This is a genomic window from Alistipes provencensis, assembly GCF_900083545.1.
GTDB classification, from domain to species: Bacteria; Bacteroidota; Bacteroidia; order Bacteroidales; family Rikenellaceae; genus Alistipes; species Alistipes provencensis.
In genome coordinates, this window is sequence record NZ_LT559262.1 from 1 (window position 1) to 15,802 (window position 15,802).

A 15,802-nucleotide genomic window follows, 5' to 3' on the forward strand; every position below is an offset into this window, starting at 1 on the left:
CTCCAGAAAGGAGGTGTTCCAGCCGCACCTTCCGGTACGGCTACCTTGTTACGACTTAGCCCCAGTCACCGGTTTTGCCCTAGGTCGCTCCTTGCGGTCACGAACTTCAGGCACCCCCAGCTTCCATGGCTTGACGGGCGGTGTGTACAAGGCCCGGGAACGTATTCACCGCGCCATGGCTGATGCGCGATTACTAGCGAATCCAACTTCACGGAGGCGGGTTTCAGCCTCCGATCCGAACTGAGATAGGCTTTCGAGATTCGCATCCCTTCGCAGGGTAGCTGCCCTCTGTACCTACCATTGTAACACGTGTGTAGCCCCGGACGTAAGGGCCGTGCTGATTTGACGTCATCCCCACCTTCCTCTCGGCTTACACCGGCAGTCCCGTCAGAGTGCCCAGCTTGACCTGATGGCAACTAACGGTAGGGGTTGCGCTCGTTATGGGACTTAACCCGACACCTCACGGCACGAGCTGACGACAACCATGCAGCACCTAGTTTCCTGCCCCGAAGGGAAATCCTGTTTCCAGAATCGTCAGTAACTTTCAAGCCCGGGTAAGGTTCCTCGCGTATCATCGAATTAAACCACATGTTCCTCCGCTTGTGCGGGCCCCCGTCAATTCCTTTGAGTTTCATTCTTGCGAACGTACTCCCCAGGTGGATAACTTATCGCTTTCGCTTAGCCGCCGACTGTGTATCGCCGACAGCGAGTTATCATCGTTTACTGCGTGGACTACCAGGGTATCTAATCCTGTTTGCTCCCCACGCTTTCGTGCCTCAACGTCAGAAATAGCTTGGTAAGCTGCCTTCGCAATCGGTGTTCTGTATGATCTCTAAGCATTTCACCGCTACACCATACATTCCGCCTACCGCAACTATTCTCTAGCTAAACAGTATTAGAGGCAGTTCCGGTGTTAAGCACCGGTATTTCACCTCTAACTTATCTAACCGCCTACGCACCCTTTAAACCCAATAAATCCGGATAACGCTTGGACCCTCCGTATTACCGCGGCTGCTGGCACGGAGTTAGCCGGTCCTTATTCGTACTATACTTTCAGTCAGATACGCGTATCTGAGTTTACCCTAGTACAAAAGCAGTTTACAACTCATAGAGCCGTCTTCCTGCACGCGGCATGGCTGGTTCAGACTTGCGTCCATTGACCAATATTCCTCACTGCTGCCTCCCGTAGGAGTTTGGTCCGTGTCTCAGTACCAATGTGGGGGGTTAACCTCTCAGTCCCCCTATGTATCGTTGCCTTGGTGAGCCGTTACCTCACCAACCAGCTAATACAACGCATGCCCATCCAGAACCACCGGAGTTTTCAACCAAAAGGGATGCCCCTTATGATGTTATGGGATATTAGTACCAATTTCTCAGTGTTATCCCCCTGTTCTGGGTAGGTTGCATACGCGTTACGCACCCGTGCGCCGGTCGCCGGCGATTGAAGCAAGCTTCAATCCCGCTGCCCCTCGACTTGCATGTGTTAGGCCTGCCGCTAGCGTTCATCCTGAGCCAGGATCAAACTCTCCATTGTATAAAATGTTTTTGTTTTAAATCTTTAGCTCTAATCTCAAAGGTATTGTTTGAAATCACTCTCTTGCGAGAGTGGAAAAAACTTTTAGCTGCTCAAATACTTCAAAGAACGCTGTTCAATATATTACTATAAGAACAATTTCTCTTATTTCTCAGGGAGTCGGATCTTGCGATCTTTTCCCTTGTTCCGACCGCTTAATTTTTCAGCGGAAAGTGGTGCAAAGATAAGTGTTATTTTTTGAACCACCAAAACTTTTCGAAAGAATTTTTCAGAAAATTTTCAGAACCTTTTTGCTTATCGCTCCTCATCGAAGCGGGTGCAAAGGTAAGTCATTTTTCTGAATCTCCAAAAGATTTAGGAACTTTTTTCAAAATTTTTCAGAACGTGTTTTTTGCCGCTTTCGAGGTGTGTTTCTCTCTCGAAGCGGGTGCAAAGATAAGGGCATTTCCCGGCAATTTCCAAATAATTCGGGGACTTTTTTTCGACAATTTCGACAATTAATCCTCACCCGATTATGGATCAGCGAGTTAGTTCCAAAAGTTTTTTAATAACTTCCGGACAGTGATCCCAAAACGGAAGACAAGATGTCCTTATTATATATAGGTATGTATTTTCAGCCGGTTTTCAGCGCCCGGAACGATCCGGGAAACGGCCGAACGGATCATCACTCCCAACGATAGGGTTCTCCGGGATTCCATGTCGCACTGACCCCGCCATAGGTGATCTCCGCGGCTCCGCCTTTGAGATAACGGGCCGTCGCAACTTCATGCACGCCGCTCCCTTCGGCTCCATTGAAAGCCGAAATATCGAGTTTGCCACCCGGCTGAGGGAAGGGCTCGGACCAAAGGAAGACCACCGGTTCGACGATCGAATAGTCAATATCCAACCGGGGCTTATCCTTTCCCCGCAAAGTTCCGCACCCGGAAAAGAACTCCAGCGAGAGTCCTCCCTCCGCATCCTGCCGCATCCGGAACTTCATTTCTGCCGTCGTTGCGAATTGCATCGTTTCGGATTCCGACGCCATCGAAAGCGTCTGATCGGCCCCGGACCGGATCACGGCCTTCTCTTCGGGTTCGTAGCCATATAAAGTTTCACAGGTAACATGCAGTTCGGTTCCCGTCTCGCCGAGATATTGCCCGATCCTGAATTCGAACCGCCATGTGTATCCCGTCGAGAGCACCCGCCAGACATTTCCATCGTTCACGATGCGCTCCCGGAGGAAATAACGGTCCTGCACCTCCCGCCGGCCTTCGTCCGTCGTCTGACGGCGGTATTCATCCAGTTGGGCAGCCCGCATGGCAGCCTCGCAGTGATTGCCGAACGCCGTATTGACATAACCGAAAAGCACCCACCCCGCCTGCGTGGGTGCGGGAGCATTATCAATCGACGTGCAGGCGCACCCGCAGCCGATCAGCAACAGCAAGAGAAACCGTTTCATCGTTTTGAGTTTTTAGCATCGAACCTCCACCCCATTCCCACGACAAGTATGCCTCGGCAGCCGACCCCGAACTCGCAGCAGAAAAAGAAATCCCGCCCCACGGTGATACCCGCCAAGGTCAACTGCCCCGTAGCGCGCACCTCCGTCCGGTAATCGTCCTCGAAAAAACCGCGACGCATGGCCAACTGGGCCCCCGCTTCTCCGGCCGAATAGAGCCGGAACCGCCGGTGGCAAATCCACGAATAGCGCACCCCGGGCATCACGCTCAGGTAATATTCCCGGAGTTTCCATGTCCTCAGGCCATCCGGAGCGGGATTGAGCCGGTCGGAATAGCGCGCATAGGAGAGCGCCGCCCCGATCTCCCACTTCTCCCCTACCCGGTAGGCATAGGAGGCGGAAAGCGCCCCGAGGCAATGCCGTCCGAAGAAGGAGTTGGAATATTTGCTGTGAAGTACGTCGTAGGCAGGGTTGCCCATGTTTTGATCGTCCCAATCGTCGACGCCCCAGCCGTCGAACATGGGGGCCAAGCCGAACATCAGGCGCAGGTCGTGCCGGGGATTGCGGGACACCGAGCCGTGGAGCAGCATTTCGACCCGCTCATGGACGGGAATTCGTATCTCCGCAGAAGCGGGAACAACCGCCCTTCCGCTGCCTGCCGCCGACCCCCCTGTAAACGACGAATCCGCCTGCTGGGCCGCGGCCGGAAGGCCGGAAAACAACAGTGCGGACAGAATCAATTCGCTGAACTTTCGCATTTCCTCCGAATTTTTGTTCAATATAGCGAATTTCCAGCGAACTCCAAGCGATTTAATGGATTAATTCATAGAGAAGTCGCAGCGTCAGACGATCCGCTCGACGGTAATGTCGGGATTTTCGCGCAGCAGATCGATATATCCCTCCTCGCTGGCCTGCCCCTTGGCCCGGATGACGATCGTGGCGCGGTGTACCACCCCATCGGAGGTGCGCTGCGACTCGACTTCGTAGGAGATGACCGAATAGTCCTTGCTCTCGAGGCGGTCGAACATCGCGTCGATAAGTTCCTTCTTCTGCGCCGAGAAGACGATCATCGTACGACGGCGTCCCAGCCCGCCGAAGAAGAGCGTCAGCACTTCGAGCCCGAACAGCGTCAGCACGGTGGCCGCCCCGGCCACAATATACATGTGCCCTCCGGCCGCAAGCCCGATGCCGGCCGTGGCCCAGAGACTCGCCGCCGTGGTCAGCCCGCGCACCAACTGACGGTGAATGATGATCGTACCGGCACCGATGAATCCGATGCCGCTGACCACCTGCGCCGCAATGCGGCTGGGGTCGAGGCGCAGCCCGTCGTGGGTCGCCAGAAAGTCCTCGAACCCGTATTGCGAGACAATCATCATCAGCGCACTGCCCAACGCCACCAAGAAATGGGTGCGGAAACCCGCATCCTTCACCCGGTATTCGCGGTCGAGCCCGATGACCGTTCCGCAAAGTCCCGCCACGCACAGGCGCACGATAAGATTCCACTCCATCTCCATACGTCGCTCCTTTCCAAATTATTGTTCGGTTTTCTCCTCTTCGACCTTATCCAGCTCCGACCGGATAAATTCGTTCAGCAGCCGGTCGAACTCATCGTCGTCTTCGGAACCGGTATCCGAAACCGCTTCGGCCTGCGGTTCTTCCGCCGCCGTCGGGGTAAGTTCCAGTTCGATACCCAATTCCGCCAACTGCTTCCGGTACCCGGTCCACCACTCCTCCGCCGCTTTCGGATTCAGAACTCCGCCCGGATACGTCCTGTTGTACCAGAGGAACACCCCATCGACTTCGATCCGGGATTCTACATACTCGATCAGCAACAATTGCACCGCGTCGTCCGTACACTGTTCCGCCACGTTCAGGATATCTTCATCGGAGACCGGCTGCCGGCATTTCAGAATGTCCTCCTGCCCCGTCGCATACAGCGAAACCATACACCGGGCCACGTCGCGGCCGAACTGCCGGGCGGTGCGGCTCGTGATGAACGGCGGCGACAGCAGCTCCCGCTCGATGCGCGTAAACGGCTGCGGTATTATCGAATAACGCTTGCACAACTCCACATAGCTATCGAAGAACTGGTTGGGATTGTCCCAGAAAGCATACTCCCCAGAGACTTCCCCGGCCTTCCGCATCCGCGTCGCGGCATACGCCTCGCTGTCCCGCAGAACCTCCCAGAATTCCGGGTCCGGCGCGTCCGCACGGCGCATATCCATGTCGAAGACCCAATAGTAGTCGTGGTATTTCTCGAACAACGGCCCTTCGGTAATACACCCGTCCTCTACCGCGCGGGGGTCGAACTCCGGATCGAGCCTGCCGGCGATGCGGCGCAAAGGCTGTGCATCGTTGCCGCCGTGCGCCAGTTGCCTGCGCGCCTGAACGGCATATTTCTCGAACTCCGCGGCCGGCAGTTCCGCCGTACCGTCGAAATGCTCATCGAGAACGATCCTCAGGGCCGCCGAAAGCCGGTCGCCGGAAAGCAGTTCCTCATCCAATCCGTAGCGACACCACTCCCTGCGCTTCTCCTTATCCGCATAGCGGCCCTTCTCGTAAATTTTTATCAGAAACTCGACCGCCGGGAGATATTTCTTGTGCGCGGCGCGCTCGATCAGGTCCAGCCCCTTGTAGGGATTGAACGAAGTCTCGTCGCCACCCATCATCTTCACTCCGCAGTCGTACATCTGGTCGGCCATCTCCACGCTCACGCCGAGCTGTCGGTACTCCTCGACCTTCGCAGGGTCCTTGCAGCCGAACTCGTCGCCCGAATAGATCTCGATCAGCCGGTTGACGGCCTCCTCGTTGCGGCCCCGCGCCGCAATGTCGAGCATCCGGATGATCTCCCCGACGGGCATCTTCTCCGGACGGAACTTGTTCTCGACATAGAGGCGCGCCAAGTCTTCGGAGCCCGTTCCGGCCCATTCGTAACGGCAGAAATAACAGTCCCACGCCTTTTCGTACTCCTCGTCCTGCTCGTAAAAGAACCCCAGCAGGTAGGCGGCGAACTGATCCTTGCGCAGATACCCGCCTTTGGCCCAGCGATAGGCGTCCTCCTTCTCTCCCTCGTTCCAGCAGATTCCCGCCATGCTCGAAAAAGCATCTGCAACGTCGTGAAGGGCCGCCTTCTTGTAATATTTCACGGCCGTCTCCATATCGCCGTCGAGGTGGTGGAACAATCCCATCTGCGAATAGCCCCGGCAGTCGCCCAAGTCGATCATCTTCTGAAAGTATTCGAACGCCTTTTCCCGGTCCTTCTCCACGATGTCGCCCGACGCATAGAGGTTGCCGAGTTTCATCAGGGCCCGCGTATCGTTCGCCTGCGCCCCCTTGCGGTAACATTCGAGCGTTTTCTCCGGGTCGGCAGGATACTTGTCGGACCCGAATTCATACTGCTGTCCGAGGTAGGAATAGGCCTCGACGCAACCCAGTTTGATCGCCCGTTCGTAGTAGTGCACGGCCAGCGTGTAGTTCAGCTTCACGCCCATTCCCCATGCGTAATGGATGCCCAGCCGCAGGAAAGCGTGCCCGAGGTTCTGCTCCCGGACCGCTTTTTTGAGGTAGTCGAACGAAATATAGTAATTGCGGTAGTCGCGGTAATATTTGGTGTGCATGGCGAAGCAGGCATAACAATGCCCGGCCTTGGACTGCCGTTCGAGCATGTCCCAGATCTCGGGCGACACCTCGTCGCTGCGTTTGTCCAGATCGTAGAAGAGCTTGCAGATCAACTTCTGGGCCTTGGAGTTGCTCCGCTCGGCCGAGGCGGCCAGCGCGACGATGGCCTCGTTGTACTCCTTGGCCCGGTAGAGCGCCTCGCCCTCCTCGTAATCGAAATCGAAGTCATTGTCCGCCCCGGCGGGTGCGACCGTGTAGAGCGGGCGGCTCCCCTCCTGCCCCGGCTCCTCTTTCAGGGTCTCGTTCAACAGGATTTTGACGTTGTTGACCAGCAGCGAGAACTTGCGCTCGGGATTGGGATAGGCATCTATCCAGTGCTTCTGCTGGAGACGCATCAGCAGCCCGTTCTCGCATGTGATCTTGCCCACGACATAGGGAATGATCAGTTTGCGCTTGTTCTGGGCCTGCGCGATCTCGGTCTTGACCCACTCCGACTCCAGAGCCTCGTCGGTCAGCACCACGACCACGACCCGGCAGGCGGATATCGCCCGGTAGATCGCATCGTCGTAATCGACCCCGGCGCTGCGGCTGTCCAAGTCGCGGGGTGCGTACCAACAGCGGATATTCTCCTCTTCGAGCACATGCGAGATGGCTTTTACGATATCTACATACTGGCTTTTGTAGCTGATAAAAACGTCATGGCAAATCATCGGGCGGTAGTTTGCAGGGTGGAAAGAACTTTTGTCATCCAAATATACGATTTTTTCAGCGATTCGATTGCAGTGTGGGAAATATTTCGTACTTTTGCAGGCTAAGTTTAACTAATTAACTATTTACGACAATGCCGAAAATGAAAACCAATGCCGCTGCGAAGAAGCGTTTTACCTTCACCGGCACAGGAAAGATCAAGCGCAAACACGCTTATCACAGTCACATCCTGACCAAAAAGACGACGAAACAGAAGCGTAACCTCTGCTATTCGGGTATCGTTTCTGCGGCCGACGAGGCCAAAATCAAGAACCTGCTCGTTAAATAATTAACCCGCAGCATTTTATTAATCGGAGCAGAACAGCCCCAAAGAATACGGGAGAACCGTATCGCTGTGAGCTCTCAAAAAACTTTACAGTATGCCACGTTCAGTAAACGCAGTTGCGTCACGCGCACGTCGAAAGAAAGTTTTGAAACTTGCCAAAGGCAACTTTGGTTCAAGGGGAAACGTTTGGACCGTTGCGAAAAATACGGTCGAAAAGGGTCTGTGCTATGCTTATGCACACCGCGCCCTCAAGAAGCGGACATTCCGTTCGCTGTGGATCACGCGTATCAACGCCGCCGTCCGCGCTCAGGGAATGACCTATTCACAATTTATCGGCAAACTCAACGCCAAGGGCATCGTCCTCAACCGCAAGGTGATGGCCGATCTGGCAATGAACGAGCCGAAAGCATTCGAGGCAATAGTTAAAGCAGTTAAATAGCCCTTCCCCGGAGGGGTTTTAGCGGCGGACACCACCTCGGTGTCCGCCTTTTTTGGCATAAAACCGATTTACGATGGAGACATGGAAAAAGACATTCGCCGTCATCTGGAGCGGACAGTTGGCATCGATCCTCAGCAGCGAGGTCGTGGCCTACTCGATCATCTTCTGGATGAGCCTCGAAACCGGCTCGGCCGAGGTGCTGGCGCTGGCGGCCATCGCCGGCATGCTGCCCCAGTCGCTGCTGGGCCTCTTCGTCGGGGTCTATGTCGACCGCTGGGACCGCAAGCGCACGATGATCTGCGCCGACAGCTTCATCGCCCTCTGCACGCTGGCGCTGGCCATGCTGTTCTGGGCCGGGGTGGCGGAGATGTGGCACATCTACATCCTGCTGGCCTGCCGCTCGGCAGGCTCGGCGTTCCACATGCCCGCCATGCAGGCTTCGGTGCCGCTGCTGGCCCCCGAATCGCAGCTCACGCGCATCGCCGGAATCAACCAGATCATCTCCTCGCTGTCGAGCATCGCGGGCCCGGCCCTCGGAGCGCTGCTGATCAACCTCACCTCGATCGGCAACATCCTGCTGCTGGACGTTGCGGGAGCCATCATCGCCTGCACCTCGCTGCTCTTCGTCCGCATCCCCAACCCGGAACGCGACACGACGCGCAAACCCAACCTGTGGCGCGAGTTCCGCGAAGGTTTCTCGGCTATGCACGCCATTCCGGGCATGGGTTGGTTCTTCACGCTCTCCATCGTCGTCTGGTTCTTCATCATGCCCGTCGGGGTGATGTTCCCGCTGATGACGCTCCAGCACTTCGGGGGCGGCACCTATGAAATGAGCCTGATCGAAATCGTCTGGGGCGGAGGGGCTCTTCTGGGCGGCGCCATCATGGGCGCCCGCACCTATCGGGTCAACCGCATCGTGCTGGTCAACCTGATGTACCTGATCGTCGGCCTCTCGTTCGCCCTGTCCGGGCTCCTGCCACCTTCGGGATTCCTCTGGTTCGCGCTCTTCACGATGACATCAGGGATATCCAGCAGCGTCTTCAACGCCTCGTTCGTCTCCGTGATTCAGACCCGCATCGAAGCGGGCGTACTGGGGCGCGTCATGTCGCTCTACCGCAGTTTCGGCCTGCTCCCCGCAGCCCTCGGACTGCTCGGCACGGGATTTCTCGCCGAGCACATCGGACTCACCACGACCTTCGTCATCGCCGGAACGGTCATCGTTCTGGTCGGCATGACGGGTTTCTTCATCCCTTCGGTCATGCGCCTCGACCGCAAGGCATAAAAAAACGGCGGCCCTTCTTTTGCAGGGCCGCCGCTGTTTTTACGTCGGGATATCAATCCTTCGGATAGACGTAACCGTTGTAATAAATTTTCTGATACAAGCCCAAAGGATTGGCACCGTTGTTCGACCAAACGTATTTCACATCGGGCGAAGGATAAGCCGACAAATCGTAATTATAGGATTCGAAACTGCACTCCTGCGTTCCCTCGATGATCTGTCCGCTCCGGAAAAGACTGCCGGAACTGAGGTAATAACTCAGTCTGAGGTTCGAATTATCGGAGCCGACATAAATCGACGCCCCCGATGCATCTCCGCTGACCTCGAAATCCTTCCCCTTGCACGCCGAATAAGCAAGTCCCGCATCTTCTCCGCTCAACGAGAAATCGCCTCTCCAACTCGAGGAGACAGAAGAGTTCTCGAAACTGGCGCTGATTCCGCTCAGAGAGATGGCATATGAAGAACCGTCATAATAAAGCCTCGTCGAACCGCCCTCCATATTCACTACGGTCGGGGAACCGATGTCCGATCTGGCGGACAGCGTCAGGCCCTCCTGTATCTCCACCTCCCACATTTTGCCGCCCTGAGCATCTTTCAACTGCTCGGCGCCGTTGGTCTTGACCAGCATCGAACCTTTCAGGAAGAAACCGTCGTACTGCTGGTAATCTCCGTTATAAGTGATTTTATAATCGCCGTCCGGCAGTCGCTCGATCTTCGTTCCGGCCGTGAACAGCAGGCTAAGGACAGAATTGGAATTACCTTCGATCTTCAGTTCGGTCAGGTCCACATCCTCGAGCTTTTCATCGGGATACTGCTTCGCGGCCTCGGCCAGCAGCATGGCCAGCCGGATGCCCGCATTGGCCGGCTGCATGGCGACAGCACTCTGTGTCATCGTCATACTGTAGATATTCATACCCGGTCGCAAGGGCAGTAACTCCTTGTAGCTGTCATCCTCCTTGATACAGCTCGACAGCGCGAAGGCCGCCAATACAATCGTTGCAAAAATTTTATTCATGCTTATGTGCTTGGTTAATTTCTCTTAATAAACGGTCCGTCCGGCAATATACTGCGTCGGGACCGAAAAAAATTGCATTAATTTATGCAAAGATAACAAATCGTGCCGGTCCGGCAGAACTTTCCGACAAATAAAAGTGTCGTTACGACGCCAAAGGTAAAAAAAATTCACATGCGGAGCCTCCGATTTGGCTGTTTCGCCGCAAATTTGTATCTTTATCCTTGAGGCGACACCCAAACGGCCTCGCTGCCCGACCGCCGAAATACAGGCCGAACGCCGGCATTAACCCTGAGAAACCATGAAAAACAGCCATTTAACAGCAATTACGCTTATGTCAATCCTGTCACTCTTCGGATGCGGCCGCGCGAAGGCCCCCGAATATCCGTCCGACCAGCTTACGGCCCGCGACGGTACTGAATTTACGATCACCTTTTTCAAACACGCCTCGCTGTCGATCGCCGTGGGCGGCAAATACATCTATGTCGATCCCGTAAGCGCCAACGCCGACTACGCCGCACTGCCGAAGGCCGACATCGTGCTCATCACCCACTCCCACTACGACCACCTCGACGTGGCGGCGGTCGAAAAACTGCTCACGCCCGACACGGAAATCCTCTGCGACCGCACCTCGGCCGAAGCCTTCGAGATGAACTGCTACACGATGCGTCCGGGCAGTGTCGCCACACCGCGCGACTATGTGAAGGTCGAGGCCGTGGCGGCCTACAACACCACCCCGGGACACCTGCAATTCCACCCCAAGGAGCGCGAGGACTGCGGCTATATCCTCACCGTCGGCGGCACGCGCATCTACATCGCGGGCGACACGGAACCGACGCCCGAACTGCGTGCCCTGCGCGACATCGACATCGCCTTCCTGCCGGTCAACCAGCCCTACACCATGACCGTGGATCAGGCCGTCGAAGCCGTGAAAGCCATCCGCCCGGCGATCTTCTACCCCTACCACTACGGCGAGGTGGACGAAAAGACCGACATCGGCCGGCTGATGCGCGAGACCGAAGGGCTGACCGACACCCGGGTCCGTCCGATGGAATAGCGGGCGCAAAACGCTCATTATAAAACAAAGAGTGCCCCGGAAAGGGCACTCTTCATTTATGCGGGGCCACCGGCCCTACTTCCTGCGGGAGAGGATCCGCTCCACGATGAACGACACGATCAGCCCCAGTCCGCCGAAGACCAGCACCGAACCGCCGTAGATAATGCTTTGCGTTTCATAGGAGCGGACTTCGGCCAGACGGATCAGCATGAAACCGAACAGCAGTCCAAGCCCCAGCCCCAGCAGCAGGCTGCCGATCTTCAGCGCTCCCGCCGGAATACCCGGCGCGGTTTCGGGCACAATCCGTACCGGCCCCCCTGTCCGCAACCCCATCGGCACCAGCTTCAGATAGTCGATCAACTGCTCGCCTTCGAGTCTGGAGATGAGTTCACGCCGTTCGCGGCGGCAGATAAGCAGTTCGAAGAACTTGTAAATTCCCAACGTGACGATTCCTGTCACCAGCGGGATCATTATAAAATCCATAGCTTATAAAAATTTAAAGGTTAATAAATTCAATTTTAAAACCGGCCGGCTTTTGCTACCTTTGTCCTGTTAGACGCCGAAACCGCAAAAAGGTTACAACCGACGAAAAATGATGGCCCGCGTGTAACCTTTTCCGCCGCCGAGCGTCTAACGGAATAGCGATGCAAACCGAAGAACAGGAACTGATACGACGAATCGCGGGCGGCGAAACCGAACTCTGCTCCCGACTGGCCGACCGCTACGGAAAAGCGGTTTACACGCTGGCCGCACGCATCGTCGGATGCACGGAGGACGCCGAGGAGCTGACTCAGGATATTTTCCTCCGGGCGTTCGCCCGGCTGGACCGCTTCGGCGGACGGAGCAGTTTTTCGACATGGCTCTACCGCATCGCCTACAACATGGCCGTGTCGCATGCGCGGCGCATGCGCCCGAAGTTCTGCGACATGGACGAACGGCGGTTGGCGGCCCTGCCCGACAGCGAGGCCGACCGGTTGGAGGAGTGGACCGAAAAACAGGAACGCCTCGACGCACTGAACCGCGCCGTCGAACGGCTCGCCCCCGAGGAGCGGGCGCTGGTGACGCTTTTCTATTACGAGGAGCGCTCCGTCGGCGAATGTGCCGCGATCACGGAACTCTCGGAGGGCAACGTCAAGGTGCGGTTGCACCGGATCCGGAAAAAACTGTATGTACTGGTAAACGACGAGATAGATGGAAAAGAGTGATGCAATACGCCGCGCAGTCCGGCAGGCCCCGGCCCCGGAACTGCCCGCAGGGTTCACCCCGCGGCTGATGGAGCGGATGCGGAACGACGCCATACGGCGCGAACGGCGCGAGATGTGGCTGCTGACCGCCGGGGGCATCGGCTGCTTCGCGGCGCTGATCGTCGTCTGCGCGAGGGCTCTGTGGCCGGAACTCGAATGGCAAATCCCCGGCATCGCGCTCTCCCGCCCCGAACTGCCGCACTTTGCACTGCCGGAGACGGACAAACCGCTGGTCACGATGTGCGTCTGCATCGCCGTGGCCTTCCTCGTACTGCTCCTCGCCGACCTGCTGATCCGCCGCCGCATCGCGGCCTCCCGGAACTGAAAAACGGGGAAACCGTCCTAAAGAGGTCTCCCCGTTCCGATAACAAATCCCGCCGCGGCTATTTCTTGGCTGCGGCTTTTTTCGGCTCGGCCTTCACCTTGAGCGAGGCCAGCCCCTTCACAATATTCGCATCGTTGTTCTTCGAGCTGTCGTAAACCACCGTGACCTCCTTTTTGGGCAGGTCCACCTTCACGTCCTTGATGCCCTTGCCGAGCGACGGAACGTTGTTCATGATCTTCTTCACACAGTGATCGCAGTCGATGTCCGTAACAAACACCGTGGTCACGGTTTTCTTTGCAGCAGGCTTCTCGGCAGCCGCGCACATGCCGGCGCCCATCAGCAGGGCCAGACATACCATCAGCAGTTTTTTCATCTTTTCTTTCTATTTTAAGGTTTTACATGGCGTTTGTCACGCGGATCAATAGAGGTTGAACCGCAATCCGACATAGAATTTGCGGCCCATCAGCGGCCCCCAGACATTCATCGAGTTGAACCGATAGTCGTAAGGGTTCTGCGCATGGAGTATGGGGTCCTCCTGCCGGTAGTCGGCGATGTTCTCGCAGCCCGCATAGATGTCGAACTTACCCACCTTGCGGCTCACCTGCGCATAGAACATCGGGTAACGCGGCGAATAATAGCTGTCGTCGAGATTCCCCGTCTGCGTCGGGATGCGCGCGGGACCGTTCAACTGCGCCGTGGCGTCGAACACCCAGCGGCGGAATTTCGTGGCATACTGAATGTTCAGCAGCGTCTTGTATTGGCTCACCAGCGGACGCTCCACGCGGGCCGACCCTCCGTCGGGACGCTCGATCGTCATTTCGCTGTTCGTATAACGGAACGTGGCGAAGATGTCCAGCCGCTCGACGGGCGTCCACGAGAGATCGACCTGATAGGTGTCGGTGAACGAACGTCCGTCCGTAGCGTAGAAAACGATCGCCTCCGGGTCGTACTCCTGATCGGCCACGACCGAGTTGTAGAACTGCGTGCGGAAATAGTCGAAGCTCAGCGTGGCGTTGTCGCTCCCGGCCAGCGAGAATACCTGCGTCAGGCTTCCGCCCACCGTGAGGGCCTTCTCCATGCGGTCGAAACGCTTGAAATCGACCGCTCCGGATTCGCTCCCGAGGAACTCGATCGTGCGCCCCGTGGCCAGAATGCCGATATTGTCCGTGATGACGTTCGTCGAACGGTAACCCAGACCCGCCGAGGCGCGCAGCGTCGTCGAGGGGGTGATGTTCCATTTCAGGTGCCCGCGGGGCGTTGCGAAGAAACGGTCGTAATAGGCATTGTAGTCGCCGCGGATTCCCGCCACCACCGAAAGTTTGTCCTTGATGGCGTAAGTGTACTCGGCATAGACGCCCGCCTCCTGCTCGTCACGGTCGAAATCGTACTCGTTTCGGACGCCGAGCCACGGCGTGTCGTTGCCGAGCGACTCACGGTAGTAGTCCAGATGCGCCTGCACCCCGACGTTCAGCGACGAACGGCTGGTGAAATAGTGGTTGTACATCAGGTTCAGCGCCAGCGAATTCTGATTGCCCTCGTAGGTGTTGAGCCCGAAATAGGCATCCTCGTTGAAATGGTCGAAATCGGCCACGAACGCCAGATTCGAACGCAGCTCGTCCTGCTCGTCGGGATCGTAGACCGACGGGCCGACGGGCATACCTATTTTAAAATAGCCGTTGGCGTTGCGGTTGCGGATGTGCGACCCGTAAAGCGGCATCGGCTTGCCGGTCGTCTCCCAGTCCCAGTTCTCCGCCATGTCCTTGCGCATGGCGTCGGTGTTCTTAAAATCGAGCATGCCGCCCAGACGGTTCTCCTGCACGAACTTCCAGCCCCAGCGAACCTGCGTGCCGTTGTCCGCCGAGTAGAGCCACTTGTTGGCCACGTTGATCTGGTCGGACTTCGGCAGGTCGCGGAAATGGTCGTGGTTGTGGTCCATCTTCCGCACATCGGTGTCCATCGAACCGTGGAGCAGGATGACGCTCGACAGCTTCTTGTCTTTGGTCACGGGAAACGCCGTCGAGATATTGGCTTCGGGACGCAGTTCGTCGTCGAGGTAGAGGTTCACGAACAGGCGTTCTTCGTCCGTGGGCTTGCGGTGTTCGAGGTTGATCTGCCCCGTGATGGCCTCGTGGCCCGCCGTGACGGAGGCCACGCCCTTCGACACCTGAATCGAGTTAAGCCACATGCCGGGCGTATAGCTCAGCCCGTAGGGGGCGCTCAGGCCGCGCATGATCGGACGGTTTTCGTCGAGTATCTGGGTGTAGGTCCCGGCCAGCCCCAGCATCTTGATCTGCCGGGCGCCCGAAATGGCGTCGCTGTACCCGACGGTCACCGACGCCGAGTTCTCGAACGACTCGGCCAGATTGCAGCAGGCCATCTTGCAGAGACCCGCAAACGAGATCATCTCGCCCTTGACGATGCCGTCGCGCTTGACGAAATTGCCGCTGAGGTTGCCCTCGACCACGACATCCTCGAGTGCCACGCCCTCCGAGCGGAGCGTGAACTCCACCCGCCCGACGCCGCTTTCGACGCGGATCGTATCGTTGATATAGCCCAGATAGGAGGCCACGAGCTTGTCGTAACCTTTTACCCGGTGTAACTGGAAGGCCCCCTGAGCATCGGTACCGGCGCCGATCGTCGTCCCGGCCCAGTAGACCGAGGCCCCGACGAGAGGCTGTTTGTCGGCATCGCGGACCACGCCCCGCAAATCTTGGGCGTTCAGCGTACTGCATGCGGCGAATGCCGAAAGTGTAAAAAATGAGATTTTGTATAAATTCATGGAATTTCCGTTATCGGTTAAAACTGATTGCGGACCGGTGCGCGCAG

Annotated in this window: 14 protein-coding genes and 1 rRNA gene; 6 read left to right on the top strand and 9 right to left on the bottom strand. The window is 57.0% G+C overall.

Features of this window, described 5'->3' with window-relative positions; all coding sequences use genetic code 11:
* Nucleotides 1–6: 6 nt before the first annotated feature.
* From BN5935_RS00090 to BN5935_RS00115, 5 genes are all read right to left on the bottom strand, one after another.
* Nucleotides 7–1,534, bottom strand: a 16S ribosomal RNA gene (locus BN5935_RS00090).
* 664 nt (nucleotides 1,535–2,198) lie between these two features.
* A complete protein-coding gene (locus tag BN5935_RS00100) occupies nucleotides 2,199–2,972 on the bottom strand; it encodes a hypothetical protein (RefSeq protein WP_064974288.1) in 774 nt (257 codons plus the stop codon).
* Nucleotides 2,969–3,727, bottom strand: a complete 759-nt coding sequence (locus BN5935_RS00105) for a hypothetical protein (protein WP_147625746.1) — start codon at nucleotides 3,725–3,727, stop codon at nucleotides 2,969–2,971. Before BN5935_RS00105 ends, BN5935_RS00100 begins: the two co-directional genes overlap by 4 nt.
* 84 nt (nucleotides 3,728–3,811) lie before the next feature.
* Nucleotides 3,812–4,483: an MgtC/SapB family protein gene (locus BN5935_RS00110; RefSeq protein ID WP_064974290.1), complete on the bottom strand. Its 672-nt coding sequence runs from the start codon at nucleotides 4,481–4,483 to the stop codon at nucleotides 3,812–3,814.
* 18 nt (nucleotides 4,484–4,501) lie between these two features.
* Nucleotides 4,502–7,297 carry a toll/interleukin-1 receptor domain-containing protein gene (locus BN5935_RS00115; RefSeq protein WP_064974291.1) on the bottom strand — a complete coding sequence of 932 codons (2,796 nt, stop codon included), beginning with the start codon at nucleotides 7,295–7,297 and terminating at the stop codon, nucleotides 4,502–4,504.
* A gap of 131 nt (nucleotides 7,298–7,428) precedes the next feature.
* Between BN5935_RS00115 and rpmI the strand changes: the two genes are divergently transcribed.
* From rpmI to BN5935_RS00130, 3 genes are all read left to right on the top strand, one after another.
* Complete coding sequence (gene rpmI / locus BN5935_RS00120; RefSeq protein ID WP_019150987.1) at nucleotides 7,429–7,623, top strand: 50S ribosomal protein L35; 195 nt, start codon at nucleotides 7,429–7,431, stop codon at nucleotides 7,621–7,623.
* Between the two features lie 91 nt (nucleotides 7,624–7,714).
* On the top strand, nucleotides 7,715–8,059 hold the full coding sequence (gene rplT / locus BN5935_RS00125; RefSeq protein WP_010265672.1) for a 50S ribosomal protein L20: 345 nt from the start codon (nucleotides 7,715–7,717) through the stop codon (nucleotides 8,057–8,059).
* A gap of 73 nt (nucleotides 8,060–8,132) precedes the next feature.
* Nucleotides 8,133–9,341: an MFS transporter gene (locus tag BN5935_RS00130; RefSeq protein ID WP_064974292.1), complete on the top strand. Its 1,209-nt coding sequence runs from the start codon at nucleotides 8,133–8,135 to the stop codon at nucleotides 9,339–9,341.
* Nucleotides 9,342–9,393: 52 nt separating this feature from the next.
* Here the strand turns inward: BN5935_RS00130 and BN5935_RS00135 are convergent, their stop codons facing one another.
* Nucleotides 9,394–10,353 (bottom strand): hypothetical protein, encoded by a 960-nt coding sequence (locus tag BN5935_RS00135; RefSeq protein ID WP_235820956.1) that lies wholly within the window; start codon nucleotides 10,351–10,353, stop codon nucleotides 9,394–9,396.
* A 331-nt stretch (nucleotides 10,354–10,684) separates the two neighbouring features.
* Here BN5935_RS00135 and BN5935_RS00140 point away from each other — a divergent pair, with 331 nt between their 5' ends.
* On the top strand, nucleotides 10,685–11,407 hold the full coding sequence (locus tag BN5935_RS00140) for an MBL fold metallo-hydrolase (RefSeq protein WP_064974294.1): 723 nt from the start codon (nucleotides 10,685–10,687) through the stop codon (nucleotides 11,405–11,407).
* Nucleotides 11,408–11,482: 75 nt separating this feature from the next.
* Here the strand turns inward: BN5935_RS00140 and BN5935_RS00145 are convergent, their stop codons facing one another.
* Nucleotides 11,483–11,890 carry a DUF6249 domain-containing protein gene (locus BN5935_RS00145; protein ID WP_064974295.1) on the bottom strand — a complete coding sequence of 136 codons (408 nt, stop codon included), beginning with the start codon at nucleotides 11,888–11,890 and terminating at the stop codon, nucleotides 11,483–11,485.
* A 161-nt stretch (nucleotides 11,891–12,051) separates the two neighbouring features.
* Between BN5935_RS00145 and BN5935_RS00150 the strand changes: the two genes are divergently transcribed.
* Both BN5935_RS00150 and BN5935_RS00155 read left to right on the top strand, forming a co-directional pair.
* Nucleotides 12,052–12,612 carry an RNA polymerase sigma factor gene (locus tag BN5935_RS00150; protein ID WP_064974296.1) on the top strand — a complete coding sequence of 187 codons (561 nt, stop codon included), beginning with the start codon at nucleotides 12,052–12,054 and terminating at the stop codon, nucleotides 12,610–12,612.
* The gene (locus BN5935_RS00155) at nucleotides 12,599–12,976 is read left to right on the top strand and encodes a hypothetical protein (protein WP_064974297.1); all 378 of its coding nucleotides are present in this window, start codon (nucleotides 12,599–12,601) and stop codon (nucleotides 12,974–12,976) included. The genes BN5935_RS00150 and BN5935_RS00155 overlap by 14 nt, the downstream gene beginning before the upstream one ends.
* A 58-nt stretch (nucleotides 12,977–13,034) precedes the next feature.
* Here BN5935_RS00155 and BN5935_RS00160 read toward each other — a convergent pair whose 3' ends face one another.
* Both BN5935_RS00160 and BN5935_RS00165 read right to left on the bottom strand, forming a co-directional pair.
* Nucleotides 13,035–13,349 (bottom strand): heavy-metal-associated domain-containing protein, encoded by a 315-nt coding sequence (locus tag BN5935_RS00160; protein ID WP_064974298.1) that lies wholly within the window; start codon nucleotides 13,347–13,349, stop codon nucleotides 13,035–13,037.
* 45 nt (nucleotides 13,350–13,394) lie between these two features.
* Nucleotides 13,395–15,755 carry a TonB-dependent receptor gene (locus BN5935_RS00165; protein ID WP_064974299.1) on the bottom strand — a complete coding sequence of 787 codons (2,361 nt, stop codon included), beginning with the start codon at nucleotides 15,753–15,755 and terminating at the stop codon, nucleotides 13,395–13,397.
* Nucleotides 15,756–15,802: the final 47 nt, after the last annotated feature.